The organism is Klebsiella sp. GB_Kp056 (assembly GCF_040064755.1).
Taxonomy (GTDB): Bacteria; Pseudomonadota; Gammaproteobacteria; order Enterobacterales; family Enterobacteriaceae; genus Klebsiella; species Klebsiella quasipneumoniae.
In genome coordinates this window covers 25140-51202 of sequence record NZ_JBEAJA010000053.1, presented here as the reverse complement: position 1 = coordinate 51202, position 26063 = coordinate 25140, and the positions used below count along the sequence as shown (strand labels likewise).

Genomic DNA, 26063 nt, shown 5'->3' with positions numbered 1-26063 from the left:
CGGCATTCCTGGTTATAGGTTTCATGGGTCATCAGTCGCCACTGCTTACCACCGTTTTTGCTGAGCAAACGCCAACGGAGGCCAATGCGGATCACGAGATAGGCGTGTGGCTTGACGCGGGTGTAATTACGCTGTCCACGAGCAAAGCAATTCAGGGCGGCAAGCGCCCTCTTACAAATCGGCAACGGCGCGTTACAAACAACAGACAGATGCGAATGCATGGCGGCCCTCACAGCGATCCAATGTGTGGAGAGGTCAAGCGCTGCCAGATTTCGCAGACTTGCTCCGCTTGATATCGCGCGTCAGTGAGCGTGTAACGTGCCAGGGCGCTTCTCGCATGAGGCGCATAGTCTGTGGCAGCAGCAAGGTCGAGAAGTGAACGAATGCAGCGGTATTTTGTGCCTTCAGGGAAAATGCCTGACACCTCTAAGCGATCCACGGCATAACGAAGTGAAACCAGTTTTTCCGGAGCATCTTTGAAGCATACGAATAACGCCGCATTCCGGGGACAGGTATTGTCGGCGATGAAAGCAGCAAGGCTGCAAAGTGCATCTTCTTCAGCTTCGGTTGCGCTCATCACTTCGGCGCGCCAGTGAGAGTCTTTTTTCATCCAATCGAATGCCGTACTAATGCTGATACGGCCCTCCAAGCTTTCAGATTTACGAATGTCTATCGAAGAATAAAAAACCTTTCCGATCTGCCCTGTTGAGGGTTCAAAAAACACAGCTTCAATGGCGCACAGAGGTGATGACGGTGTCTTACTAACGTTAATCAAATCGATCATTACGTGATTCATGGTCTACTGCCCTCGCTGGTGATTGTTTCGTGGTTGGCTATCCACTGCTCAAGTGCTGAATAAATCTCTTCGGGGGTAAGGCCTTGCTCTTTCAGCAGGCCCATACGGATGCGCAGCAATCCGAGTAAGTGGGCGCGCTCGCCTTTGCGCGCATTGGTGCTGATTCCCATAAACTCTGGATCGCTTATTCCGCCTTCCGGCTTTATTGACGTAACCGACATGCAACCTCCTAAAAAAGCAAAACGAATCCCCGGCAAAGTGAATGCCGTTATTTATAAAGCGGGTTAATTAATTGTTTGGACGCGATTTTCTTTTAATCTGCTTAAATATCCTTTCATGCCAGTAATACATGAAATCAATAAATGTCATTCGCGCGCGATCGTGATTACCGCGAATTGCTTTTTCGAGCCCGTAAATTATTAAATCTTTAGACGGGCTTTTTGAACTAATGGTGATACGAGCACCATTTTTTAGATGTACAGTGAACCCCTGCTCGGCACTTTCCACTGCTTCTCGAATCAGCATTTCCTGTTCCCAAGATGTTTTTTCTTCGGTGAACATGGCGTACTCCGATGATCAGTTAAAGCGAGGGGGCTCCAGCCGCCAGGAGGCTCTAGCTCCCAGTTTCAGGTGTTCCAGGATCTTCGGTGTAACCTCTACGGTTACAGCCTGCGGCTGAACAAACTTCATAGCCTTCTTCAGTTGCTCAGCGTCCAGAGATAGAAGGTCGTATGGTTTAGGGATATCACCATCGGTCACGGAAATAATGATGTTGCGGAGTTCTTCAAGAGTGCATTCATCATTCTCGCCTTGAAGCATTGCGAAATGATAAAGGTGGGATACGCCATGGCGTAAAAGCTGGAGAGAGTAATCATGATTCCATTCCAGAAACTCTTTATTGAAATGGAAGCATTGTAAAAGCGAGTTAATTTTGTCTGCATATTCGAGTTTCATTTTCGCCCCCAGAGATTAAAAAGCAATAAACCGCTTTTTACTCATGATTCTGTCAATCGTTCGGCATGCTTCTGATAAAGCAAAGTCAATGCCGTAATAATGGCCTGTGTGCGTAATTTGATAGCGCTGGCGGTTGTACGGTTTTTTGCGTGGGAGTTTCAGAATAGTAAAACCACAGTAGAGGCTGGTTTTGCTATTGAGCTGTGATACTGATCCGCGGCTACCGTTCTTCATGTTTCCTCTCCTGAAACCGGCTATCGACCTGGCTCACCGAGACCAAGCCACATCAACCACCCTTCCCTGATCTCCTTTGGACGACTTTCGTAGGCCAGTTTCATGCCGTTGTTCCAGGCTGGAAGGTAAACCCAGTATTCGCCGGCACGGCCAGAAGTAGACTGGGGATCGGTCATCTCGATTACAGGAAGCTTCCCTTTTTCGATCATGCCCTTCACCGCAGCAGGGGTTTTCCCGATGAGTCTGGCGAACTCCTGATAAGGCACAGCATCCGTGCTACTTACAAGCTGTTTGCTCATCTGTTACATTCTCCTTTGGGGTAATTAATTGCTCTTAATAGGCAATAGTTGCTCCTATTGGTTATTCATCTATCGATTAAAAATATCATCGATAGGTTTAATATTCTACTATAGGTGATTTCATGTCAACACCGATCCATGAAAAGATAAAGCTCATTCGAGAGTCAGAAAGGTTAAACAGAAGGCAATTCAGCGACTTAACAGGCCTTGTATATGGTTCATTTTGTAGCTACGAGGCTGGAGATAAAAAGCCAGGGATAGAACCAATTATGAAAATCCTTCAGCACCCCCGCTTTATCAAATACACACTGTGGTTTATGACCGATCAGGTTTCGCCTGAATCCGGTCAAATCGCACCGGCCCTCGCACACTTTGGGCAAGACTTAACAACCTCGCAGCACTCAGACCAAAAGACTGGTTAACAATTAACCGGTATTACATACATTTCAAATGTCTATTATTGGTCGAAAAGTATTCATCACATAATTGCAACGCGTTGAGGCCGAAAGGCAAACGCACCCATCGGAGGGTTTTCTTATGACTATTAAGAAACTCGATGATGGTCGATATGAAGTGGACATCAGGCCTGCTGGTCGCAATGGAAAGCGTATCCGCAGGAAGTTTGATAAGAAAAGTGAAGCGGTAGCTTTCGAGAAGCATACCCAGTTCAACCACCACACCAAAGAATGGTTATCAAAACCGACGGATAAGCGGCATCTGTCTGAACTGATACAGCTTTGGTGGAATTTGAAAGGCAAGCATGAGGAGCACGGTCGGATAAACCGCAACAAGTTAGATATTTTTTGCAGGATTACCGACGATCCTTGTGCTTTTCAGATTACAAAAGCGCTGATTAGTCAGTATTACGCGGCAAGAAGAAGCCAGGGCATCAAAGCTTCCACCATTAACCGTGATCTCAACAGCATCAGTGGTATGTTCACAGCTCTTATCGAGGCCGAGTTGTTTTCAGGTGAACATCCGATCAGAGGGCGGAAGAAGTTGAAAGAAAATGTCCCCGAAACTGGCTATCTGACAGAGGACGAAATCAAACACTTGCTCTTTAAACTGGATGGTGACAACAAGAAGATAGCTGTTCTCTGTTTAAGTACTGGTGCTCGCTGGGGCGAAGCGGCTCGACTCAAGGCGGAACACATCATACAGAACCGTGTGACGTTCGTTAAAACCAAGAGTAACAAGCAGCGGACTGTTCCTGTTTCAGCGGAAGTGGCAAAACTCATAGCTGATGGTAAGCGAGGGTTGTTATTTGGTAAGGCGTCTTATTCTGACTTCAGGCAGATACTCAGGGAAGTAAAACCTGATCTTCCGACCGGCCAGGCGACGCATGCACTACGCCACAGTTTCGCGACGCACTTTATGATTAATGGGGGAAGCATCATTACGTTACAGAGGATCCTTGGGCATGCGCGAATTGAGCAAACTATGGCCTACGCTCATTTTGCGCCGGAATACCTTCAGGACGCGATCTCACTTAACCCGCTGCGAGGTGGCGCTGATGTGCGAAATGTCCACATAATGTCCACAGATGGGTAATGTGTTATGGCTTTCAACGGTCTTGCGTGCCGCGCAATCCCGCATTGCACCGTTGAAAGCCGTTATATCTGGGGTGGCTAACGCACCCGACGGGGCTTTTTTCCCGCCGTGTCGACAAGTATTCCCCAGACAGATGTGATAAATTTAAAAATATCACTGTTTACTCGACGCTGATGTCCGTTTGCAGCCCAATATGCTGGGGTGACGTTTGGCGTGCTGGAGCTGTATTATTCATGTCAGATTTTATTCTTGCCCGGGTGTCGCAAACCCTCGCTACGGAACAGTCCCTGGAAACCCTGGTGCGCCAGCTGCTGGAGATGCTGGAGGCGGTGACGCGAATGGAGTCCACCTACCTTACCCGCATCGATATTAACGCCCAGCGGCAGCAGATCATGTTCGCCCACAACAGCAGCGAAATGCAGATCCCGGAAGGATTTTCCGTCCCCTGGGATGAATCTCTGTGCAAACGCGCCCTTGAGGATCAGTGTACGTTTAGCAATGACGTCGCCCGTCGCTGGCACTCCTGCATCGCCGCCCAGGAGCTGGGGATCGCCACCTTTTTAAGCATTCCTGTGCGCCTGGCCGACGGCTCTCTGTTCGGCACCCTCTGCGCCACCAGCCGGCAACAACAGCCTTATAACCTTGAAGGTGAACAGGTCATGGGCCTGTTCGCGAAGCTCATTTCCCACTACGTGGAAAAAGACACCCTGGTGCAACAGCTGCAGGCGGCAAACGTCGCGCTGGAGCTGCATTCGTCGACCGATGAGCTCACCCAGCTCCCTAATCGCCGCGCGCTGTTTAAGCAGCTGGCGCTACGCTTTGCCTCCGCCCGCGTTCAGCAGCAACAGGTCGCGCTCATTTTTATCGATCTCGACGGTTTCAAAGCCATTAACGATCGGTTCGGCCATCCGTGCGGCGACAGCTTTCTGGTGCAGGTCGGCGAACGACTCACCGCCGTCGCGCGCCGTGAAGATATCGTTGGCCGCCTTGGCGGCGATGAGTTTTTGATCGTCGGTAGCGCCCAGCCGCCCGCGGCGCAGCAGGCGTATGTCACCACCCTGCGCCAGGCCCTGTGCGGCGTCTACTTCCTCGGCGAACAGCGTATCAACTATGAGGGCGCCAGCTTCGGGGTGGTCATCTGCGATCCGCAGAGTATCGATGTTGAAGCGGCCTTACGCGCTGCCGATGAGGCGATGTATCAGGATAAGAAGTCTCGCCGGCAGGAGAATTTTATTCATATTGACTAAAGTCACGCGATATCCAGTATCATGCTGGGCATCATTCGTGGGTACAGGGACACTATCATGAAATTAGGTATTCTTTTCCCGGTGGCGATCTTTATCATCGCCGTCGTCTTTCTCGGCTGGTTTTTTGTCGGCGGCTATGCGGCGCCGGGCGGGGCATAATGAAAAAAAGCACCATTATTATGCTGGTTGTCGCCATCGTGGCGGTGGCCGGCGCCCAGTTCGGCTGGTGGTGATCGCCGCGGCGATATTGCGGAGTTGTCCTATCCCATCAATAAGTTAACGCTTTACACTCACGTTATGCGCCGCGGCATTCTCGGCCCCGGGGAAAGAAAAATAGCGGGAGAAGTAAGGATGAAAAAACCGATCGTGTTACCGTTGATTATTGCGCTGTGTACGCTGTTATCGGGATGCATTGTTGACGATGGCTATCACCACCATCGCCATCACCACCATCATCACTATCATGACGATGATTAATGCTTCACGCTGTTGATGAGCCGATAAAACAGGGCGAACTTTGGTTCGCCCGTTGACGCTTAATCCTGACGCTCGTCGCCGAGGAAAATAAAGCCGAGCGGAATAGCGAAGAGCGCGGTAAAGACGATGCTGTAAACCGTCACCATCGCCCCCTGCAGGAAGAACATGGACGTCGTCCACTCCGAGTACGGCATATTGTACTCGCTCACCACGCCGCCAAAGGTCGCCCGTCCCACCACCGCCAGCGCGATAGCAAACACCGCCGCGAGCGACAGACAGTATTTTTTGCAGTTTTTATTGCTGAGGAGTTTTTGCAGAATCATCCGGGCTTCCTTTTTGCTGAGCGATAAACGGCTGTATATGTAACACCAATGCAATAAAAAATGAAGGGTTTTTGTTACAGAGCAGAATAAGAGGCGGCGGGCCGGTCTGTGGGTAACCGGCCCGTGGGGATCAGGACTGCAGGGTAGCCAGGCGCGCGGCGAACCCAACGAAAACCAGGCCAATCAGGCTGTTGCCAAGTTTGGCCAGCTTCTTGCGGGTTTTGACGTAGCGGGTGACAAACGAGCCGGAGAGGATCAAAAAGCTCATATAGCAGAAGCTTATCACCTCGAGGGTCAGCGCCAGAATAAAGAACGCCACTCCGGGTGCTTTGGCGTTGACGTCGATAAACTGCACGAAAAACGACACATAAAACAGAATCGCTTTCGGGTTGGTCAGACTCAGGGTCAGGGAGCGCTTAAGGATTGCGCTCGCCGGCTCTGCGCTGGCGTCGGCCTGGCCGTCACGCTGGGTCAGCACCGCATAGAGCATTTTGCCCCCCAGCCACAGCAGGTAAATCGCTCCGAGGTAACGAACGACGTTAAACAGCACCGGCGTGGTCTTAATCAGCGTCGCCACGCCGGCAAAGGCCAGAAACATCAGCACCGCGTCGCCAATAAAGACGCCCGCCGCCGCCAGATAGCCTTTCTTCACGCCGTGGGCAATGCCCGTCTTCAGCACAAAAAACGTATTAGGGCCAGGGACGAGGATGATAAACACCGCCCCGACCAGGTAGGTCAAATAATTCAGAACACCAAACTCAGCGAACACTCTGCACTCCTTCGCGCACGACTAAAACATGATCCGGCTCACGTTACCCCAACTGTCGGGATTTTGAAAGCGCAGCCTGTGCGGGAAGGTTAATAGACGGAGGGTTCACCCAGCGGGCGGGTTTTAAAACGGCGATGCACCCACAGATACTGCTCGGGGGCGCGCAGGATCTCGCGCTCAATCACCTTGTTGATATAGCCGGCGGCGATCTGCTTATCCTCACCCGGATAGTCATTCATCACTTCGCTAATGTGCAGACTGTAGCCCTGGCGATCCAGCTTGCGCACCATGCTGATGCTCAGCATTTTTGCCCCCGATAAACGGGAAAGCACATAGGTGCCGTTGGTGGTAGCCGCCTGCGGGACGGAGAAAAACGGCGCAAACACGCTGCCCTTGGGGCCGTAATCCTGGTCCGGAGCAAACCATACCGCTTCGCCTGATTTTAAGGCATGTACCAGGCCGGTCAGATTGTTGCGATCGATCATCGCTTTGTTCGAGCGCAGGCGACCGCGGGTTTGCACCCACTCCATCAGCGGACTGTTGTGCGGACGATAGGTGGCCATCATTGGACGACACAGCCCCATGGCGCGCCCGCCCAGCTCCAGCGACATAAAGTGTACGCCGACGACCATCACCCCTTTCCCGCCGCTAAGCGCATGATTAAGGTTGGCAAAGCCCTCGACATCAAACCATTTTTTAACCCGCTCATCGCTCCAGAACCAGGCCATGCCGGTTTCGATCAGTCCCATTCCCAGCGACATAAAGTTTTGATCGATGAGGGTCTCGCGCGCCGCCGGCGACATCTCCGGGAAGCAGAGCTCAATATTGCGCCGGGCGATATGTTCGCGGCGTTTGAGAAAGCGTCGGGAAAGACGACCCGCGCTGGTGCCGATAAAATGCAGCAGCGGATAAGGCAGTTGCACGATCAACCAGAGAATGCCGAGCCCGAACCAGGTCAGCCAGTTGCGCGGGTGTAAAAGTTGTTTATGAAATACGCAGGCCATGATTTTTCCTGTAAACATTAATTATGTGGTAACGCTTAAGGAAAACAGAGTCCATTTATCATCATTAGGCGGTACGTACAGCAAGTTCGACAATACTAATCCGGCGAAATTCCTTCCGGCAAGTAAAAAACTGCGTGCTGACAAAAAAACATAATTGCGGCACAAATGTTACCAAATGTAAACTTAAATCTTGCGGCCCTTTTAATATATTCATCATGTATATCATTTTCACGCTAATCATCCGCGTTACTAGCAGAAAAAACCGAATTCTTCGCCGGGGGCGCCCTGCCTGCGGGGAGATGTCGTCCGCTAAGCCGCGCGGCCAGCGGCGTGGCGCATCGCGTCGCATCGTCATTTGTGGGCGTGATAATTAAAGCGCGCGCGCCGTGGAATGCATCATGTTTAATCTATCAGCATAAGGAAGATTAAATTCGCCTTAAGACAATAATTAAGAATAGGCTTATTTAAGCCTGCTTTAAAAATACTCGTCTTTCCCTGCGGAGGCATTTTAATGGCGCCCTCGCCGGCTGCTAAAAAAATATTTCTTTACGCCTCGCGCATAAAAACAGGCGGGGGTGAATGACGGACAATGATCCGCCGCCGGTTTGCACTCGCGTCGGGTGATTGAGAGAACAACGCGGCCAGGGCGCGAACCACGCCCTGGCCGTAGAGGATCAATAAGTGTGGAAGTATTGCTGGATCAGCTGCGGATTTTTCGTCTGCGTCAGCGCCGTCATCAGCAGAATACGCGCTTTCGCCGGGTTGAGGGAATCGGCCACCAGCCCTGGCTGGCTGTCGTCCGGGGGCACCACGCCGCTGCCGGTGCGGGAAGCGCGCACCACCACGATACCCGCCTGCTGCGCTTTTTTAATGCCAGCGGCGCTACGTACCGATACAGAACCCGCCCCCGTGCCGGCGTAAATAATACCGTCGGCATGATGGGCGATCGCCGCATCGTACATATACTCCGGGTCGTCCTGGTAACCATAGATGATCACCACTTTCGGCAGAGCCTTCAGCTGACGCACATCGAAGACCGAGCGCAGGGTATGAATTTTATCCACCCGAGTTTCAAACTGGGGTTTTCCCCCCACCACGACGCCAAGATAACCCTCCTCCGGCGCCCGGAAAGTATCCAGCGAGGTGGCATTGGTTTTGGTGACGAAGCGCGCCGCGCCGATGCGGTCGTTAAGCACCACCATGACCCCGCGCCCGCGGGCATCCGGGTCGGCGGCGACGGTGACGGCTTCCAGCAGGTTCATCGGCCCGTCGGCGCTGATCGCCGTCGCCGGACGCATCGCGGCGGTAAAGACCACCGGTTTATTGCTTTTCACCGTCAGATTGAGGAAATAAGGGGTTTCATCGAGGGTGTCGGTGCCATGAGTGATCACCACGCCATCGACATCATCCCGGGCTAATAACGCATTCACCCGCTTCGAGAGCTGCAGAATAATATCGCTGGTCATATTCTCACTGCCGATATTCGCCACCTGCTCACCTTCGACGTGGGCGATTTTACTTATTTCCGGCACGGCGTTAATCAGCGTCTGCACGCCAATCGCCCCGGCTTTATAGCCCGTCGTCTGGGTATTGCTGGCCGCCGAGCCGGCAATCGTCCCACCGGTGGCTAAAATGACAATATGCGGTAAGCGCGTCTCGCTAAACGCCAGGCTGCTCATCGTCAGTAACGCAATGGCAAGTAATGCTCTAAAATTCATACAAGTCACTCCCTTCATAGACATTAATCAAACTTACGCTTGCTTAATGCAAAGGGCTTGCCAGAATTGATATCTTTTACGGGGGGTAAATGGTTAACTATCAGACAATAATAAGGTTCTCGCATCAACATCGCCCAAATCTGGTGCATGACTGGATCTGAACCGGGCAAGCGCCATGAACCCATACATTATGAGTTTTTACCCTTTCAGCAACACACAACACGCATTGGGATCAGATTATCGACACTTCCGTCACCCCCGAGGTCATTTATGCCCGCCGGGTGACGCGAACGGAGAACAGAAATGCGTATTGCCCTGAAGTCGGCCCTGATGCTGACCACCAACGTCATTCAGATCATTAACCCTGATCTGCACCGGCATATGCAACGAACGGCCTTAATCGCCCTGACGCTGGCGCAAAGGCTGGGCTTGCCTGCCGAGCGGCAGCAGACCATCTTTTGCGCCGCGCTGCTGCACGATATCGGCGTACTGGGTGATAGACGCACCATTCATTCGCTGGATGCCATCGATAATATCCACGATCCGCATCAGCGCCAGGGGGCGGCGATGCTCGAGGGGTTAGCAACCTTCCAGCCCATCGTCCCCTTTATTCGCGACCACCACTTTAGCCCGGAGCACCGCGGCAGCCGCGAACAGCATATTGTCTATTTCGCCGATGCCTTTGAACGGCTGCTGCCGGCGGATAGCCGCGTGACCGCCTGGCCCACGCGGGCAGTGGTGGAGCAGTTCGTCACCCTGCACCGGGAGATCGATCCGTTACTCTGCGATACCCTGTGCGAGGTCGCTGAAAATGCGAGCTTCTGGCAGCACCTGCATCCCGGGCATATTCAACGGCTGCTGGAAATTATTGCCCCCATCAACACGCTGTATCTGGATATTGACGGTCTGAAAGATGTCTGCCTGCTGATTGCCAAAATTGTCGACACCTACAGCAGCTTTACCGCCAGCCACAGTATTATGGTGGGGGAAATCGCCCGCCAGCTTGCCCACTGGATGCAGCTGCCGGAGCCCATCTGCCAGCAAATACAGGTTGCCGGCTATCTGCACGACATTGGTAAGGTTTATATCCCTCTTTCTATTCTGGAAAAAGAGGGGGAGCTGGATGACGACGAGCTGAGCCAGGTACGCGAGCACAGCTACATGACCGGGGATCTCCTTAGCGACTACAGCGAGCTTGGCGACATTATCAACTGGGCCTCGAATCATCATGAAAAACTGGACGGCAGCGGCTACCCTCTGCATCTCGAAAAGGATCACCTGACCCTCGCCGACCGCATTATCTCCATCGCCGATATTTTCACCGCCCTGACCGAAGATCGCCCTTATCGTAAAGGGATGGCCTGGCAGGAGGCCTTACAGATTATGGAAACGGATGTTATAAATGGCGCTCTGGATCGCGATGTCTTTCTCGTTTTACGCCACCATGCGGAAACGCTACACGCCATCATTCTTCAGACCCTCGAACACCCCCGCAGCGAGCACCGTCCCTGAAGCGGACCGCCGTCGTGACGGGGACGGGTTCTATAATTAAAACAGCTTCATCTGCATGCAAGGAAACACAGGGTGAGAATCGCCACCATCACCAACTGGGCCTACGGGATCACCGTCGGCCTGACGCTGGCCTCCGGGAGCGCCATGCTCATGGCCTCCAGCGCAGACCGCGTCGAACGCCAGGCGGTACAGCAGCGCCAGGTCTTTGATACCCTCTCCGACGAGGTGGAAAACGACGCCTGGGCGCTGTCTGACCTCGCCCGGCTATACGTGGTTAAGCCCTCTCCGGAGACGCTGGAGCAGTACCAGCAGTTGCAGCGGACCGACAAAAGCATTGAGCTGCGGCTGGCCAGATTGAAAGATAACGGCGCCAGCCGCGAGGAGCTGGCGCTGCTCCACGATGGCCTGCAGATTGCCGCTGAACTGCAGGATGAACAACAGGCCGCCCTGACGCATGTCGCCCACGGCGATGCGCCAGCGGCCATCGCCGTGCTGTACGGCAATGCATACGAGACCGAGCTGGAACGCATGCAGACGCAGATCGATCGCTTCCGCCAGATGCTCGAAAATCGCGCCGCCGTCGCCATTGACCAGGCCACCGAACGCTCGCGGATCTGGCGCACCCTGTCGGAAATCATGGTCGGCCTGACCGCGCTGATGTTTTTGTTCGTCCTCGGCTTTATTCTCAAGCGGCGGGTGCTCTACCCGGTGGTTCGCCTGAGCGACGTGGTGCAGCGTCTCGCCTCCCAGGACTATGCGGTGGAGACGCCGCAGTTCACTCAGGTGGATGAGATTGGCGATATGGCCCAGGCCATCCGTATTTTTCGCGAGAACGGCCTGGCCCGCCAGCAGCTGGAGCAGCAGCGCGACGCTGACTGGGCGATCCGCGAACTGCTGGCGCGCATGACCCAGCGTCTGCAGGGCTGTGAAACCATTGAGGATGTGATTAAGGTGGCGGAACTGTTTGCGCCGAATATCGCCCCGACGATCCCCGGGAAACTGTATATTCTCGATACCGACCCCTGGCAGATGCGCTGCGTGGCGCAGTGGCTGGCGCCCGCCGGGGAGACGACGCCCTTTTCACCCGACGACTGTTGGGCGATACGTCGGGGACTCAGCCATCCGCCGGTGCAGGGCGAACCCGATATCACCTGCTATCATCTGCCGGAGGCGCACGCCGGCCAGTCGCTCTGCGTACCGCTCATCGCCCAGGGCGAAGCCATCGGGCTGCTGACCTTTCAGAACGTTACCGCCAGTGACGCCCCTTCCCGGGCCTACCTTGAGCTGATGGCGGAAGCGCTGGGCCTGGCGCTGGCCAATCAGCGCTTACGCAGCGCCCTGCTGGAAAAAGCGCTGTTCGATTCCCTGACCGGCCTGCGTAATCGCCATCATCTGGACGAAGCGCTGCATTCACAGATGGCGCTGGCGGTCCATACCCACACCCCGCTGAGCTGTCTGATGATCGACATCGATCATTTTAAAGCCATCAATGACCGCTACGGCCACGAGGCCGGGGATCTGGTGATTAAGAGCGTCGCCACCATCGTGCAGCGCGCGGTACGCGATATCGGCACGGCTTTCCGCTACGGCGGCGAGGAGTTTCTGGTGCTGCTCCCCGGCCTTGACGAAGCCGAGGCGCACCAGTGCGCCAGCGAGATCTATACCCAGGTGCATGCGATGACGCTGCGCGATGGTCTGACCGAGATAGGCCAGGTGGATGTGTCGATTGGCATCGCCAGCTACCCGCAGCACACCCAAAGCAACAGCCTGCTGCGCGCGGCGGACGCCGCGCTGTACCGGGCGAAAGAGCTGGGCCGCTCAAGGATTGTCAGCTTTGGCCGCCTGAAGACCAGCTAACCGGGTGATTGCTCGGTCGCATTGAGCAGCGAGATAACTTTCCGCACCACCGCCGAACGGATATGGCGGTGGTAAACCATGCTCAGCTCACTCTCCGCCAGCCGGTCCTGAAGATCGATATACACCACGTTATCGAGGCGTAAGGCCCGCGCCGAGACCGGAACCAGGGCCACCCCGACCCCGGCGGAGACCAGGCTAATCATCGAGGTGACGTCGTTAATCCGCTGCGCCACCTGCGGCGTAAAGCCCGCGACGCGGCAGGCGTCAATAAACACCTGCTCCAGCCCGGTGCCCTGCGGATCGTCAAGCGAGATCCAGTTATCCGCGCGCAATGAGGCCAGATTGAGCGCCCCCACGCCCGCCAGCGGATGCTGTTGATAGAGCGCCAGGCAGAGCTTTTCCCGCACAAACGGCCTGACCACCAGCGCCTCCGGCGGCGAGGCCAGCGGCGCGCGGATGATGGCGATATCCAGGCGCAGATCCAGCAGCGCTTCGTAGAGCATTTGCACATCGCCATGCATCAGCGACAGCTCAATCCCCGGCCAGTCGGCGCGCAGCTCGCGCAGCAGCCCCGGCAGTTTACTGTCGTACATCGCGCTGGAGACATACCCCAGATGCAGCCTTCCCTGCTCGCCCCGCGCGGTGCGCTGGGCGTCCAGTGCCGCCTGGTCGACCATCTCCAGCGCCAGCCGCGTCTTCTGCCAAAAGGCCTCGCCCGCGGCGGTCAGGGTCAGACGGCGGTTGGCGCGGGAGAAGAGCACCACCCCCAGACGCTGCTCGAGCTGTTTAATCTGCTGGCTGAGGGCGGGCTGGGCGATATGTAACCGCTCCGCCGCCCGGTGCATATGTAACTCTTCGGCAACGACCACAAAATGGCGTAACGCTCGCAAGGACATGGCCGGACTCCATGGGTTTTATTGATAATAAAAATCTTATCAATAACGCATGAATGATGCAATTGATAACCATTAGCCTGCGAAGCATACTGTGCGCATCGACACGCTAAGGAGAACATCATGACCGCACCGATTCAGGATCTGCGCGACGCCATCGCGCTGCTGCAACAGCATGACAATCAATACCTCGAAACCAATCATCCGGTGGACCCTAACGCCGAGCTGGCCGGCGTCTATCGTCATATCGGCGCCGGCGGCACCGTGAAGCGCCCCACCCGCATTGGCCCGGCGATGATGTTTAACAATATTAAAGGCTATCCGCATTCGCGTATTCTGGTGGGCATGCACGCCAGCCGCCAGCGGGCGGCGCTGCTGCTGGGCTGCGAAGCTTCGAAGCTGGCGCTGGAGGTGGGTAAAGCGGTGAAAACGCCGGTTGCGCCGGTGGTGGTTCCGGCCGGCAGCGCCCCCTGTCAGGAGCAGGTTTTTCTGGCCGACGATCCGGACTTTGATTTGCGCACCCTGCTCCCGGCGCCCACCAACACCCCGATCGACGCCGGCCCCTTCTTCTGCCTGGGCCTGGCGCTGGCCAGCGATCCTGACGACGCCTCGCTCACCGACGTCACCATCCACCGCTTGTGCGTGCAGGGCCGGGATGAGCTGTCGATGTTTCTTGCCGCCGGCCGCCATATCGAAGTGTTTCGCCAGAAAGCCGAGGCTGCCGGCAAACCGCTGCCGATAACCATCAATATGGGTCTCGATCCGGCCATCTATATTGGCGCCTGCTTCGAAGCCCCCACCACGCCGTTTGGCTATAACGAACTGGGCGTCGCCGGCGCGCTGCGTCAGCGCCCGGTGGAGCTGGTGCAGGGCGTCAGCGTCCCGGAGAAAGCCATCGCCCGCGCCGAGATCGTCATTGAAGGCGAACTGCTGCCCGGCGTGCGCGTCAGGGAAGATCAACACACCAACAGCGGCCACGCGATGCCGGAATTTCCCGGCTACTGCGGCGGCGCCAACCCGTCGCTGCCGGTGATCAAAGTCAAAGCGGTAACCATGCGGCACAATGCCATCCTGCAGACGCTGGTGGGACCGGGGGAAGAACATACCACCCTCGCCGGGCTGCCGACCGAAGCCAGTATCTGGAATGCCGTCGAGGCCGCCATCCCGGGCTTTTTACAAAACGTCTACGCCCACACCGCGGGCGGCGGTAAATTTCTGGGGATCCTGCAGGTGAAAAAACGTCAGCCCGCCGACGAAGGACGTCAGGGACAGGCTGCGCTGCTGGCGCTGGCGACCTATTCCGAACTGAAAAACATCATTCTGGTTGATGAGGATGTCGATATCTTTGACAGCGACGATATCCTGTGGGCGATGACCACCCGCATGCAGGGGGATGTCAGCATCACCACCCTCCCCGGTATCCGCGGTCACCAGCTCGATCCTTCCCAGACGCCGGAATACAGTCCGTCGATCCGCGGGGAAGGTATTAGCTGCAAGACGATTTTTGACTGCACAGTTCCCTGGGCGCTGAAAGCGCACTTTGAGCGTGCGCCGTTTGCCGATGTCGACCCGCGTCCGTTTGCCCCGGAGTATTTTGCCCGTCTGGAAAACGGCCACGGCCAGTAAGTCAGTCAAGCGGGGCGACAGGCGCCGGACACGCGGCGTCTGTCGTCCGATGCAGCGCCATCCGGAGCGGATGGCGAAGGCGGGTTAGTTGATCGCCGCGGCGAGGTCTTTTTTCACCTGCTCACGCTGCTCGGCGGTCAGCACCTGGCTGACGTCGAAGTAGTATTTCACGCGATAATAGCGCACCTGCTGATCCAGTTGGCTAAAGGCAGCCAGCTGCTGTTTGACTTTGGCTTCATCCCATTTCCCGGAGTGAATCACGTCGGCCAGGGCGCCGTCCTGATAGCCGCTGATTTTAATCTGGCTCACACTGTTTTCGAAGCCCTGACGCAGCGCCTGGATTTTGGCGACCTGCTCCTCACTCAGCTTCAGGTGCTGGACGACCGGGTCCTGCGAGACAGACGGCACGTCAGCCGAGGTCGACGCCTGGCTGGCGGCGGTGAAGCAGGTGGTCAGCGCAATGGCGATCAGGGTGTTACGCAAGCGTGTATTCACAATGAGTTATCCTTCAGGCAAGTAAAAGAGACTGGATTATCATCGCGGGAATAAAGACTATCTGTAACAAAGCATTCGTTTAAAACTGGATAAGAAAAGAATGGCAGGTAGCCGAAACCTGGCCCCGGCGGGCGCTCAGCAGCAAAGAAAGATATATTCATCCTTCCAGTAACGGCCCTGACCAATGATATCCCCGGCCGCAGTGATGAGCCGTTTTTGCTTTTCGGTTTCGATCCCCTCCACAATCACATGCCCGGTCAGGGTATGAATAGCCTGTAACAGCCCGGGCAAAGCGGGATCGTTTTCTTTGTCCCAGAAATAGTCTTTATCCACTTTGACGCAATCAAAGCGAAATCGCTCCAGCAGCCGGAACGTCGTTCGTCCGCGACCAAAGTCATCCAGCCAGACCGGGCAAAGCGCCGCCAGCGTGCTCAGCGCCGTCAGTTCACGACCGGCGATAAATTCATGAAAATTCTCATTTATTTCCAGAGCAATGTATTTACAGGAGCGCAGAAAATCACAGAGATAGCGGTCGGTCAGAATAAAATGGCTTAATAAATCATCAATATTCAGAGAGATCGGCTTATTATCGACCTGGGAAAAATCAAATACGGAAAGCAACTCGATTTGTCGGGTAAATAGTGCAAGCTTATCGCTTTCGGTGAGCGTGGAGAAAGAAAACGTGGGCGCTGAGGTGTTATTTTGTGCGGGTGCTATAATGTCTTTAGTGAGCAATTCCCACGAGTGGTAGCCGCCACCATCGCTAATAGCGGGCTCCAGAACGAAGCGATAAGAGGTATTTTTCACGTTTTCTTTAACCATTTAAAAAATACCAGAAATAAGAAAGGGTTAAAGCATGTCATATATTTCCCGCTAACAAAAATAGTTTAAAATGATCGATAAGAAACATTCGATAGCTAAAAACTATCAAGATATAATTTATTGATCGGTAAAGTGAATTAATATAAATTTGCCACCGCTGTCAGACCCGCGTAAATCACAATTAAAATATCGTTTCAAACCAGCAAGTTACAAGATAACCCCTCCGCCAGGCATGGCGACTTCATGCTTTTCCCTGCAGGATAAAAAACATGGTGTAATAAAACGAAAAAAACAAGCCGCCAGTTTTGTCATATTGTTATGCCGAAGATGAATAACGCATCACCCGGCACGCCCCGCCGGCCATGCCCTCTGCGGGCGATAAATCAGGCAGCCGGGTCAACGAAACGTCATATTTTCCCGCTACCTTACTGGCAGAAAAAGCGAAGCGGGAACAGGGTAGTGAAAAGAATATACGTGGTTCCGCTGGCGCTGATGCTGATCATGCTCAGCGTCAGCGCGTGGCGGGAACCGGCTCCGCGGCATGCTGCCAGAGGGCTGTGCGTCTGGTTTGATGGCGCAATGGTCGACTGCCTGCAGAGGCAGCGGCTGGGCGAAGCGAGGCCCGCTCACGCGCTGGTCAGACGATAAACCGGTACCCGCCGGGTGGTATTGAACAGATTGTCGCTGACCTCCACCTCCTCAGTGACAATAGCCATCCCGGACCGGCGCAGCTGGGCAATGTCCGCCGCCACCCGCTGACTGCCGAACCAGAACAGAGCATCAAGCGCGGTAACCGGCAGGCCGGCGATTAATGCCTGGCGGAGTCGATCCCGGGCAGGTTTAATCTCCCGGGCGATCTGCTGGTACGGCGCCGCCGTCAGGCCCGTCGCTTCGACGCGACGAATGCGGTTTGTCAGGTGGTAATGAAAGCTCTCCGGTACAGCCTGTAAATCCTGCTTCAAACTGTAGACGCAGCCGTAACGTTTGCCGTTGAACACGGCGGCTTTACGGCTGAGCTGCAGCGTCTCGCGGACGTCGGCGATCAGCTGCGGCGCGCGCACCAGCAGCAGGCGAAAAGGCAGCTCGAAGCTGGTGACATAGTCGACGTTCAGTAACGCAATGCGCAGGCGCTCCTCTGCCCCGGCCTGCAGCTGACGGCACTCCTGATAGACTTCGCGCCACTGCTCCCGCAGCCGCGACGTTTCGCCGGCTTCGGTAAACTGGTATTTTTCAATATCGTAATCAACTCTCCCGGCCACCGCACATTCCTTCCTGAATCAGTCCCGGCGTTATACTATCATCCTCCGGCGCTGTACCCTACGCCGAGCGCCGTCGCCGCTGTCGGTTATTTACGATAAAGATAACGGGTGATGACCACATCAAGAACAAACAGCAGGAAAATAACGCTGCTTAACCACAATAAGCCTGCGAATAAATCAAGTAATTGCATCGTTGTTCCCTCGCCGTTGGCCATAAAAAATAAAGCCCCATCACCATAAAGTAGTTAAGAACTACCTTAACAGCCACAGAATAAAAATTATTTAGCGATATGAAATCCCGAGCCCTTGCAGGTTCATTTTACTGACATCAAATTGTCATCAAACAATGTCTATCATCAGCCGACGCCACAGGATTGTTCCTGCCGTCATGGTATCGCCGGCAAACGCGCGACCGCACGGTTTAACAACACGGAATAATATCGCCCTACCCCACTCTTACTGTCATTGCATAATCTTATATCAGGCCCCATTGCCATTCTGCTGAATAATCCGGAAAGCGCGATAAGTCATAAACGCCCTGCTGATTGGTTGACCATGGAGAAATACGATGCCCAGCGAAAAAGCCCGCAGCCTTGACCATTTCTATGAATTACTGGCGACAGGACAACATCAGAAAATTGAACTCGATTTCGACGTCGCCGCGGACGATTTTTTTAAAATCGCCACCGAGTTTGGCGACATTGGCGCGAGGATCACCCGGCTGAATGAGCGATTTATTATTAAGATCAAGTCGCCGAAAGCCTAAGCCCCTGCCCGCCCTCTCTGGCGGGCGTCAGGCCAGCGGTCGTCGCCCGTCCCTTTTTCTTAACGAGTGCCGGTCTGCCGTTCGGCAAAATAGTGCGCCGGCGTCGTCCCCATCGTTTTTTTAAACAGGGTAATGAAAGCATTCACCGACTCATACCCCAGCTTAGCCGCCACGTTTTGTACCGAAACGCCGCTGGCCAGCTCCTGCAGGGCAATAATCAGATGCAGCTGCTGGCGCCAGCGTCCGAAGGTGAGGCCGGTCTCCCGCTGCAACAGGCGCGCCAGGGAGCGTTCACTCAGCGCCAGACGTTTCGCCCACACCGGCAGGGTACTGCGATCGTCTGGATGACTCACCAGCCTGTCGGCCATGGCGCGTATTTTGGGGTGCGCTGAGACGGGCAGATTCAGGCGCTGCGCCGGCATGGTCGCCAGCTCGTCAAGGGTCACCCGGGTCAGTCTCCCGGCATGGCTATCCGCCGCGTAGTCCGCCCCTTCGCGGGTGAGCCGCCCCACCAGCTCATGGATCAGGGAAGAGAGCGCCAGCGCGCAGCAGCTGTCGGGCAGCGCCGCCGCCCCGGGTTCAATAAACAGGTAGTTGAGGCGCGCGTTCCAGGTGGCGGTCACACTGTGGGCAATACCGCCCGGGATCCATACCGCGCAGCGAGGCGGCACGATCCACAGGTTATTTTCCGCCCGACAACGCACCGCGCCATACAGCACGATAATCAGTTGTCCTTTGCGATGGCTATGCACCGGCACTTCGGCTTCATACTCGACAAAATCAAGATGACGCGCGACGGCCGGGCAGGAAGATGCGTCCGGATCGTACAGCGTATTGGCAAAGGGTGATGGCATACGGTTGGCAAGATTCAGGTATTTTTTGACAGAATAGAGTATTTCTCCGCAAGCGCAAGCCGGCAATAATCGGCGGCATGAACATCATCCTCTTTCGTCAGGCCCGCTGGCTGCGGGCCGCAGGCGCCGTCGCGCGCCGTTTCATGCCGCAAACACCCTCAGCCGCGCTGCGCAGCGATGGCCAGGCGGTGATCTATGCCGCGAAGAGTTTCGCCGCGGCGATGCTGGCTTACTATCTCGCGCTCTCCATTGGTCTGCAGCGGCCTTCCTGGGCCATCATCACCGTCTATATCGTCTCGCAGACCTCGGCGGGCGCCTCGTTGAGCCGTAGCGTCTATCGGCTGGTCGGGACCGTCGTCGGCGCGGCGGCCACCGTGATCATCGTGCCCACCTTCGTTAACCAGCCGATCCTGTGCAGCGTCGTGCTGGCCCTGTGGATCGCGGGTAGCCTCTGCCTGTCCCTGCTTGAACGCACGCCGCGCGGGTACGCCTTCCTGCTGGCGGGCTACACCGCGAGCCTGATTGGCTTTCCCGCCGTCTCCGCGCCCGGGACGATCTTTGACCTCGCCGTCACCCGGGTGGAAGAGATCGCCATCGGTATCTTATGCGCCGGCCTGATCCATCGCTTCGTGCTGCCGGTGCGCATCGCCGGGCGGTTTAACAGCACGCTGGCACAGACGCTGGCAACCGCCCGCCAGCGGATCGCCGATACGCTGGCAGGCAAGCCGGTGGCGGCGGAAACGCTGCGGCTGGCGCTGAGCCTGCAGTTTCTCCAGGGCATTAACCACCACCTGCCCTGGGATGACGGACTGTCTGTCCCTCACCGCCAGGCGAGAAAAGCGATCCACGACCGGCTGGCGCGACTGTTGATCGTCAATGGCGAATTATATGACCGTTTACAGCGGAGCGGGCCGCCACCTGACGACCTGCAGGCGCTGCTGGCGGAGGCAGAGGCCTGGCTGACAGGCCCGCAAGCCGCCAGGACGCCGCCCTCGGCAGACGGACTTCTCTCCCGCTGCGAGCGGCTCATCGTCCGGTACGCTGCTGACGCGCAGACCATGGACGAGGCGCTGCGGCTCAGCCTGGCGCGCCATCTGGCGGAAGCCATCCGCCTCCTGCAGGAGAGCGAGCGGCTGGCGAAGGCGGTTTATCGTCGGCGGTCGCCTGCCCTGCCCCCCGACGCCGGCGCGGCGAAGGGTTATGTTTTCCATCGCGATCCGCTCAGCGCCCTGCGGACTTCCTTCGGCGCCTTCGTCATCATCCTTAGCGGCTGCCTGATCTGGATAGGATCCGCCTGGCCCGATGGCGGCACCGCGGTCTCGATCCTCGGGGTCTGCTGTAGCCTGTTCGCCAGCTTCGACGCGCCGGCGGCGCATCTGGTGAAATACCTGATCGGCTGCGTGTGGGGCGTGCTGTTCAGCCTGCTCTACAGCTTCGTCCTGCTGCCGCAGGTGAACGAATTTGCGCTGCTGGCGGCGGTGCTCGCCCCGGTCTATCTGCTGGCCGGCTCGCTGCAGGCGCGGCCAGCCACCACCTTTATGGCGATGGGCATCACCCTGACGCTGCCGATATTGTGCGAGCTGGGGGCCAGCTACCGCGGCGACTTCGCGACGGCGATCAATACCGCGCTCGCGCTGTTTATCGCCGTCGGTTATGCGGCGTTTGGTATGCGCCTGCTGCAAACCGTGCAGGCGGAAACCGCTATCCGTCGTCTGCTGACGCTGTGCCAGCGCGATATCCGCCGCGCCGCTCGCGGCCGGCTGGCGCACAATGCCCACCGCTGGACCAACCTGATGATCGACCGAACCGCATTACTGCTGCCCCGCCTGCCGCAGAGCGGACCGGCAGCCGGTCAGTTGCTTGACACGATGCTGCGCGATATTCGTACCGGTCTCGCCGTGATCCATCTGCGCCGTCGCTATCAGCAGGCGGACAGTGCGTCGGCGGACGCAGTGCAAGCGCTCCTGGACGCGCTGAACCCGCAGCCGGACATGACGGCCCTGGAGCAACCGGTCAATGCGCTGCTGGCCCAGGCTTTACCGGCGACCGATGCCGCCTCGCGCGAACGCGCGGAAGCGCTCATCGCGCTGTATTGCGCCTTACACCTGCCTGAGGAGAGCCAGAACCATGCGTGACCTCGCGCTGGGCGGGGTATTTTTCCCCGGCCTGCTGATTGTCGGCCTTATCGCCCTGCTCGCTACACTGTTGCTGCAACCGCTTATCTTCTCCGCCCGCGGCCCGGGTCGCCTGCCGTGCCGGCCGCTGTGGGGGCTGTCCCTTTTTATCGCGCTTTTCTTCCTGCTCCTGCAGGGCGTTCACACGCTGGGGTTATCCGTATGACACTGTATCTGACACTTCTGGGCCGCTATGCCCTGACCTTAGGCGCCGTCGCCGCCGCCGCGCTACTGGCTTTCATTTTCTGGAAACAGGAGGCGCAGACGCCCTGGACCCGCGATGGCCGGATGCGGGCCGACGTGGTGCAGATCGCCCCCAATGTCTCGGGGCCGGTGGCCAGCGTGGCGGTGAAAGACAACCAGTGGGTCAATCGGGGAGAGGTACTCTATACCATCGATCCGCGCTGGCTGAAGCTGGCGGTCAGCAGCGCACAGGCGGAGGTGGAAGCCCGACGCCAGGAGATGGCGATGCGCCAGGATGCCGCCAGACGTCGGGCGCAGATCCAGGGCGTCATCTCCAGCGAAGATCTGAAACAGACCAACAGCGCGGCCAGCGTCGCGGCCGCTAACTACCAGGGCGCGCTGGCGGCACTGGCGCTGGCGCAGCTGAATGTAGCGCATGCCACCGTGCGGGCGCCGGTATCCGGCTACGTGACCCATCTCCGGCTGCGCCCCGGCGACTATGCCACCGCCGGGGTGACGACAGTCGCCATTATCGATGGTCAGAGCTTCTGGGTGGTGGGGTATTTTGAAGAGACCCGTCTGCGCCACATCCACATTGGCGATACCGCGCACATCACGCTGATGGGCTATGACCCGGTTATTACCGGCCATGTGGAGAGCATCGGGCACGGGATCGGCGATACCAATGATGAAACCGGCGCCCTGGGCCTGCCGCAGGTCGAGCCAACGTTCAGCTGGGTGCGGCTGGCGCAGCGTGTGCCGGTGCGTATCCATATCGATACCCTGCCCGCGGGGGTGGAGCGGGTCGCCGGTCTGTCCGCGACCATTTCGGTCATCCCTGACCGGACGGCGCGGCGCGCCGGTCAATCATCAGTAGCCGACTTGCTGTCCTCTCAGTGATAGCCTTCGCTGCCGGACACTTTGCCGCGAAAGACGTAATAGCTCCAGGCGGTATACATCAGGATCACCGGGATGATCAGCAGCGCCCCCGGCAGCATAAATACCTGACTGGAGGGCGGCGCGGCGGCATCCCACAGGGAGATGTGCGGTGGAATAATGTTCGGCCAGACGCTGATCCCCAGCCCGCTGAAGCCGAGGAATATCAGGCCCAGCGTCAGGATAAAGGGACGAGCGTGGCTGGCGGGGCGCGCGCTCAGGCGCCAGATCCACAGGCTCAGGGTCAGCACCAGGATCGGCACCGGCACGAACCAGAAGAAATTGGGCAGCGTAAACCAGCGTTCCGCCACGTAGCGCCAGCCCAACGGCGTCCAGACGCTGACCACCGCGATCACCGCCATCAGCGCCAGCAGCACCTTGCGGGTCAGCTCGCGCATCCGCTGCTGCAGCGCGCCTTCGCTTTTCATGATGAGCCAGGTGGTGCCCAACAGCAGATAGGCCACCACCAGCCCCAGACCGCAGAACAGGTTAAAGGGGGTAAGCCAGTCCAGCGTCGAGCCGGCGAAGCGGCGGTCGGCTACCGCAAAGCCGTTGATAAAGGCGCCGACGACAATCCCCTGGCTGAAGGTCGCCAGCAGCGAGCCGCCGGCGAAGGCATAGTCCCAGAAGGTGCGATGCGAGGGAATCGCTTTAAAACGAAACTCAAACGCCACGCCGCGGAAAATCAGGCCGATGAGCATCGCCGTCAGCGGGATAACCAGCGCATCGGTGATCACCGCGTAAGCCAGCGGAAACGCGCCGAACAGCCCTGCCCCGCCGAGCACCAGCCAGGTTTCGTTACCATCCCAGACGGGCGCCACGCTGTTAACCATCACATCGCGCTCTTCGGCGTCATGCACCACGCTGAACAGCATCCCGATGCCTAGATCGAAACCATCCATCACGATATACATCAACGTGGCGAAGACAATGATGACAAACCAAATCACCGAGATATCGATGCTCATGATGCGTTCTCCTCATCCCGCACCGGCTCTGCCGCCGAGAGCGGACGCGCCGGGGTGCCTGCGGTTTGCGAGGTCAGCTCCGTCACCGGCTGCGGCCCTTTTTTGATAAGCCGGAAGATATAGTAATACCCCACGCCAAACACCGCGCAGTAGACCACGATAAACACCAGCAGGCTGATAGCCATCTGCAGCGTACTGTGCAACGACACCGCGTCCCGGGTGCGCAGCAAACCGTAGATCACCCACGGCTGACGGCCCATCTCGGTGGTCACCCACCCGGCGACCAGCGCAATAAGACCGGCGGGCCCCATACAGAGCGCAAACCACTGGAAGGGACGCGAATGGTACAGCCGCCGCCGATAGCGCAGCCAGGCGCTGCAGATCCCTAAGGCGATCATCAACACGCCCATCCCAACCATGATACGGAACGACCAGAACACGGCGGGCGAATAGGGCCGGTCCTCTTTCGGGAAATCTTTCAGGGCCGGCACCTGCTTATGCAGGCTGTGGGTGAGGATCAGGCTGCCCAGCGCCGGGATCTCCAGGCCATAGCGGGTCCGCTCCTCTTCCATATCCGGCAGGCCAAACAGCAGCAACGGGGTGGCCTCGCCCGGCCGGTTTTCCCAGTGTCCTTCAATCGCCGCAATCTTCGCCGGCTGATGCTCAAGGGTGTTAAGGCCATGCATATCCCCCACCACCGCCTGGATGGGCGCCACCAGCAGCGCCATCCACATCGCCATCGACAGCATTTTGCGGATGGCCGGCGAGTCGTTGCCGCGCAGCAGATGCCAGGCGGCGGAGGCCCCGACGAACATGGCGCTGCTGAGAAACGCGGCGATCGCCATATGGAACAAGCGATACGGGAATGAGGGGTTAAAGATAATCGCCAGCCAGTCCTGCGGGATGAGGTGGCCATTTTCGAGGGTAAAACCCTGCGGCGTCTGCATCCAGCTATTGGAGGCGAGGATCCAGAAGGTGGAGACCAGGGTGCCAAGGGCTACCATGCAGGTGGTAAAAAAATGCAGCGCCGGTGGCACCTTGCTCCAGCCGAACAGCATCACGCCGAGGAATCCCGCTTCGAGGAAGAAGGCGGTCAGCACTTCATACAGCAGCAGCGGGCCGGTAATACTGCCGGCAAACTGGGAGAATCCGCTCCAGTTGGTGCCGAACTGATAGGACATGACTAATCCGGAAACCACGCCCATGCCAAAATTGACGGCGAAAATTTTCAGCCAGAAGTTGTAGAGCGAGCGCCAGACGTTATCCCGGGTTCGCAGCCACATCCCTTCCAGCACCACAAGGTAGCTGGCAAGGCCGATGGTGATGGCCGGAAACAGAATATGGAAGGAAACGGTAAAGGCAAATTGCAGTCGGGCCAGATGAAACGCGTCAAATTCAAACATAATCCGCACCCATCATTATGAAACGCCCCGGCCGCAGCCGGGGCTTATGCGAACATCACTTAGCCGATGATGAGGTGTTTTGCTTACCGGCGCCCAGTTCAGCGCCGGTCAAAGGATCACCCTGCGGGTCAGACTCTGTTCGCTTCAGCATCGCTTTGCACAGCGCTTCCTGCTCCGGCGTCAGGCCGACAGAGGCGCTGCCATCTCCGCCATCCACGGCCGGCTGCGGATCCTTGACATAATCGAAGTGTTTGTCACTGTTCCAGCTGCCGCGTACTTCTCCACCTTCAGACATATTGTAGTAGGTGTTCGCGTACTCGCTAATGGGCGGCAGTTTGCCCGGCGGATAGTTGTTGCGAATTGACTGCAGCGCCTTCTCAAAAGAGAGCTGATGCGCCGCTTCGCGGGTCATCAGGAACGCCAGCGCGTCTTTTACGCCGGGATCGTCGGTCACGTTGATCAACCGTTCATAGACGATCTTCGCCCTCGCCTCCGCCGCGACGTTCGACCGCAGGTCGGCGGTGGGTTCGCCGATAGTATCAATGTAGGCCGCCGTCCACGGCACGCCCGCCGAATTGGTCAGCGGGGTACCGCCGCCGTACAGTAACGACGTAATATGGCTGTCGTTGCCGTTGGCGGTGAGCGAACGATAGAGTTCCGCCTCGCTCTCGGTGCCCTCCGCCAGCGCCCCTTTGGCGCCTTTATTTAGCATGCCGACCAGGGTGCCAATGATCTCCAGATGGCTCAGCTCCTCTGTCGCGATATCCATCAGCATGTCTTTGCGGCCGGGATCGTCATCGCTTAATCCCTGAGTGAAATAACGACACGCGGCGGCCAGCTCGCCCTGAGGGCCGCCAAACTGTTCGAGCAGTAAATTCGCGAGCCCCGGATTGGGTTCAGCAACGCGCACGGTATACTGCAGTTGTTTCACATGACGAAACAT

General features: G+C 57.1%; 31 protein-coding genes. 12 read left to right on the top strand and 19 right to left on the bottom strand.

All coding sequences use genetic code 11. The features are described 5' to 3' along the window. Nucleotides 1-229 precede the first annotated feature (229 nt). From ABLV52_RS13840 to ABLV52_RS13815, 6 genes are all read right to left on the bottom strand, one after another. On the bottom strand, nt 230-784 hold the full coding sequence (locus ABLV52_RS13840) for a 3'-5' exonuclease (RefSeq protein ID WP_224239929.1): 555 nt from the start codon (nt 782-784) through the stop codon (nt 230-232). Between the two features lie 8 nt (nt 785-792). Continuing rightward, entirely contained in the window at nt 793-1017 is a 225-nt protein-coding gene (locus ABLV52_RS13835; RefSeq protein ID WP_004213098.1) for a hypothetical protein, read from the bottom strand. 67 nt (nt 1018-1084) lie between these two features. Next, nucleotides 1085-1357 (bottom strand): hypothetical protein, encoded by a 273-nt coding sequence (locus ABLV52_RS13830; protein ID WP_004213097.1) that lies wholly within the window; start codon nt 1355-1357, stop codon nt 1085-1087. 15 nt (nt 1358-1372) lie between these two features. Further along, nucleotides 1373-1750: a hypothetical protein gene (locus ABLV52_RS13825; protein ID WP_124990248.1), complete on the bottom strand. Its 378-nt coding sequence runs from the start codon at nt 1748-1750 to the stop codon at nt 1373-1375. 15 nt (nt 1751-1765) lie between these two features. Beyond that, the gene (locus ABLV52_RS13820) at nt 1766-1984 is read right to left on the bottom strand and encodes a hypothetical protein (protein ID WP_004131515.1); all 219 of its coding nucleotides are present in this window, start codon (nt 1982-1984) and stop codon (nt 1766-1768) included. A 20-nt stretch (nt 1985-2004) separates the two neighbouring features. Then, nucleotides 2005-2283, bottom strand: a complete 279-nt coding sequence (locus tag ABLV52_RS13815) for a regulatory phage cox family protein (RefSeq protein WP_020806130.1) — start codon at nt 2281-2283, stop codon at nt 2005-2007. 122 nt (nt 2284-2405) lie between these two features. On the opposite strand from ABLV52_RS13815, the gene ABLV52_RS13810 reads away from it, so the two are divergent. The 5 genes from ABLV52_RS13810 (at nt 2406) to ABLV52_RS13790 (ending at nt 5558) form a co-directional block, all read left to right on the top strand. After that, nucleotides 2406-2705, top strand: coding sequence for a helix-turn-helix transcriptional regulator (locus ABLV52_RS13810; RefSeq protein WP_038423230.1), 300 nt, complete (start codon nt 2406-2408; stop codon nt 2703-2705). 115 nt (nt 2706-2820) lie between these two features. Then, a complete protein-coding gene (locus ABLV52_RS13805) occupies nt 2821-3834 on the top strand; it encodes a tyrosine-type recombinase/integrase (protein WP_348890512.1) in 1014 nt (337 codons plus the stop codon). Between the two features lie 233 nt (nt 3835-4067). Next, entirely contained in the window at nt 4068-5081 is a 1014-nt protein-coding gene (locus ABLV52_RS13800) for a sensor domain-containing diguanylate cyclase (RefSeq protein ID WP_348890511.1), read from the top strand. 57 nt (nt 5082-5138) lie between these two features. After that, nucleotides 5139-5240 carry a YoaK family small membrane protein gene (locus tag ABLV52_RS13795; RefSeq protein WP_004150782.1) on the top strand — a complete coding sequence of 34 codons (102 nt, stop codon included), beginning with the start codon at nt 5139-5141 and terminating at the stop codon, nt 5238-5240. Nucleotides 5241-5432: 192 nt separating this feature from the next. Beyond that, entirely contained in the window at nt 5433-5558 is a 126-nt protein-coding gene (locus tag ABLV52_RS13790; protein WP_004203733.1) for a hypothetical protein, read from the top strand. A 59-nt stretch (nt 5559-5617) separates the two neighbouring features. Here ABLV52_RS13790 and ABLV52_RS13785 read toward each other — a convergent pair whose 3' ends face one another. From ABLV52_RS13785 to fraE, 4 genes are all read right to left on the bottom strand, one after another. Further along, nucleotides 5618-5881 carry a DUF2534 family protein gene (locus ABLV52_RS13785; RefSeq protein ID WP_004203731.1) on the bottom strand — a complete coding sequence of 88 codons (264 nt, stop codon included), beginning with the start codon at nt 5879-5881 and terminating at the stop codon, nt 5618-5620. A gap of 130 nt (nt 5882-6011) precedes the next feature. After that, complete coding sequence (gene leuE, locus ABLV52_RS13780; protein WP_004203730.1) at nt 6012-6650, bottom strand: leucine efflux protein LeuE; 639 nt, start codon at nt 6648-6650, stop codon at nt 6012-6014. Between the two features lie 89 nt (nt 6651-6739). Next, nucleotides 6740-7654, bottom strand: coding sequence for a kdo(2)-lipid IV(A) palmitoleoyltransferase (lpxP, locus tag ABLV52_RS13775; protein WP_023289231.1), 915 nt, complete (start codon nt 7652-7654; stop codon nt 6740-6742). 674 nt (nt 7655-8328) lie between these two features. Next, nucleotides 8329-9372 carry a fructose-asparagine asparaginase gene (fraE, locus tag ABLV52_RS13770; RefSeq protein ID WP_044522254.1) on the bottom strand — a complete coding sequence of 348 codons (1044 nt, stop codon included), beginning with the start codon at nt 9370-9372 and terminating at the stop codon, nt 8329-8331. A gap of 303 nt (nt 9373-9675) precedes the next feature. Here fraE and ABLV52_RS13765 point away from each other — a divergent pair, with 303 nt between their 5' ends. Together ABLV52_RS13765 and ABLV52_RS13760 are read left to right on the top strand one after the other, a co-directional pair. Next, a complete protein-coding gene (locus ABLV52_RS13765; RefSeq protein ID WP_087827284.1) occupies nt 9676-10884 on the top strand; it encodes an HD domain-containing phosphohydrolase in 1209 nt (402 codons plus the stop codon). A gap of 72 nt (nt 10885-10956) precedes the next feature. Continuing rightward, entirely contained in the window at nt 10957-12741 is a 1785-nt protein-coding gene (locus ABLV52_RS13760; protein WP_348890510.1) for a sensor domain-containing diguanylate cyclase, read from the top strand. Here ABLV52_RS13760 and ABLV52_RS13755 read toward each other — a convergent pair. Further along, a complete protein-coding gene (locus tag ABLV52_RS13755) occupies nt 12738-13637 on the bottom strand; it encodes a LysR substrate-binding domain-containing protein (protein ID WP_348890509.1) in 900 nt (299 codons plus the stop codon). The genes ABLV52_RS13760 and ABLV52_RS13755 overlap by 4 nt on opposite strands. A gap of 120 nt (nt 13638-13757) precedes the next feature. Here ABLV52_RS13755 and ABLV52_RS13750 point away from each other — a divergent pair, with 120 nt between their 5' ends. Then, nucleotides 13758-15260, top strand: coding sequence for a UbiD family decarboxylase (locus tag ABLV52_RS13750; protein ID WP_110243568.1), 1503 nt, complete (start codon nt 13758-13760; stop codon nt 15258-15260). Between the two features lie 84 nt (nt 15261-15344). Here the strand turns inward: ABLV52_RS13750 and ABLV52_RS13745 are convergent, their stop codons facing one another. The 4 genes from ABLV52_RS13745 to ABLV52_RS13730 form a co-directional block, all read right to left on the bottom strand. Further along, on the bottom strand, nt 15345-15755 hold the full coding sequence (locus ABLV52_RS13745) for a Spy/CpxP family protein refolding chaperone (RefSeq protein ID WP_071997525.1): 411 nt from the start codon (nt 15753-15755) through the stop codon (nt 15345-15347). A gap of 135 nt (nt 15756-15890) precedes the next feature. After that, nucleotides 15891-16577 (bottom strand): EAL domain-containing protein, encoded by a 687-nt coding sequence (locus tag ABLV52_RS13740; RefSeq protein WP_050533960.1) that lies wholly within the window; start codon nt 16575-16577, stop codon nt 15891-15893. Nucleotides 16578-17002: 425 nt separating this feature from the next. Beyond that, nucleotides 17003-17158 carry a hypothetical protein gene (locus ABLV52_RS13735; RefSeq protein ID WP_348890568.1) on the bottom strand — a complete coding sequence of 52 codons (156 nt, stop codon included), beginning with the start codon at nt 17156-17158 and terminating at the stop codon, nt 17003-17005. A gap of 45 nt (nt 17159-17203) precedes the next feature. Beyond that, a complete protein-coding gene (locus ABLV52_RS13730) occupies nt 17204-17836 on the bottom strand; it encodes a helix-turn-helix domain-containing protein (RefSeq protein ID WP_023289223.1) in 633 nt (210 codons plus the stop codon). Nucleotides 17837-18404: 568 nt separating this feature from the next. Between ABLV52_RS13730 and ABLV52_RS13725 the strand changes: the two genes are divergently transcribed. Continuing rightward, nucleotides 18405-18602 (top strand): hypothetical protein, encoded by a 198-nt coding sequence (locus ABLV52_RS13725; protein ID WP_023289222.1) that lies wholly within the window; start codon nt 18405-18407, stop codon nt 18600-18602. Nucleotides 18603-18661: 59 nt separating this feature from the next. On the opposite strand, the gene ABLV52_RS13720 is transcribed toward ABLV52_RS13725, so the two are convergent. Continuing rightward, nucleotides 18662-19456, bottom strand: a complete 795-nt coding sequence (locus ABLV52_RS13720; RefSeq protein ID WP_023289221.1) for a helix-turn-helix transcriptional regulator — start codon at nt 19454-19456, stop codon at nt 18662-18664. Nucleotides 19457-19533: 77 nt separating this feature from the next. Here ABLV52_RS13720 and ABLV52_RS13715 point away from each other — a divergent pair, with 77 nt between their 5' ends. The 3 genes from ABLV52_RS13715 to ABLV52_RS13705 are packed head-to-tail and all read left to right on the top strand — an operon-like array spanning nt 19534 to nt 22713. Continuing rightward, nucleotides 19534-21591 carry an FUSC family protein gene (locus ABLV52_RS13715; RefSeq protein WP_348890508.1) on the top strand — a complete coding sequence of 686 codons (2058 nt, stop codon included), beginning with the start codon at nt 19534-19536 and terminating at the stop codon, nt 21589-21591. Then, nucleotides 21584-21796: a DUF1656 domain-containing protein gene (locus ABLV52_RS13710; protein ID WP_023289219.1), complete on the top strand. Its 213-nt coding sequence runs from the start codon at nt 21584-21586 to the stop codon at nt 21794-21796. The genes ABLV52_RS13715 and ABLV52_RS13710 overlap by 8 nt, the downstream gene beginning before the upstream one ends. Next, entirely contained in the window at nt 21793-22713 is a 921-nt protein-coding gene (locus ABLV52_RS13705) for an HlyD family secretion protein (protein WP_023289218.1), read from the top strand. Before ABLV52_RS13710 ends, ABLV52_RS13705 begins: the two co-directional genes overlap by 4 nt. Here the strand turns inward: ABLV52_RS13705 and cydB are convergent. The 3 genes from cydB to ABLV52_RS13690 are packed head-to-tail and all read right to left on the bottom strand — an operon-like array spanning nt 22707 to nt 26063. Then, nucleotides 22707-23717: a cytochrome d ubiquinol oxidase subunit II gene (gene cydB / locus ABLV52_RS13700; RefSeq protein WP_348890507.1), complete on the bottom strand. Its 1011-nt coding sequence runs from the start codon at nt 23715-23717 to the stop codon at nt 22707-22709. The two genes, ABLV52_RS13705 and cydB, sit on opposite strands and share 7 nt — an antisense overlap. Further along, a complete protein-coding gene (locus ABLV52_RS13695; RefSeq protein ID WP_023289216.1) occupies nt 23714-25120 on the bottom strand; it encodes a cytochrome ubiquinol oxidase subunit I in 1407 nt (468 codons plus the stop codon). The genes cydB and ABLV52_RS13695 overlap by 4 nt, the downstream gene beginning before the upstream one ends. A gap of 55 nt (nt 25121-25175) precedes the next feature. Further along, on the bottom strand, nt 25176-26063 hold the full coding sequence (locus tag ABLV52_RS13690; RefSeq protein WP_023289215.1) for a manganese catalase family protein: 888 nt from the start codon (nt 26061-26063) through the stop codon (nt 25176-25178).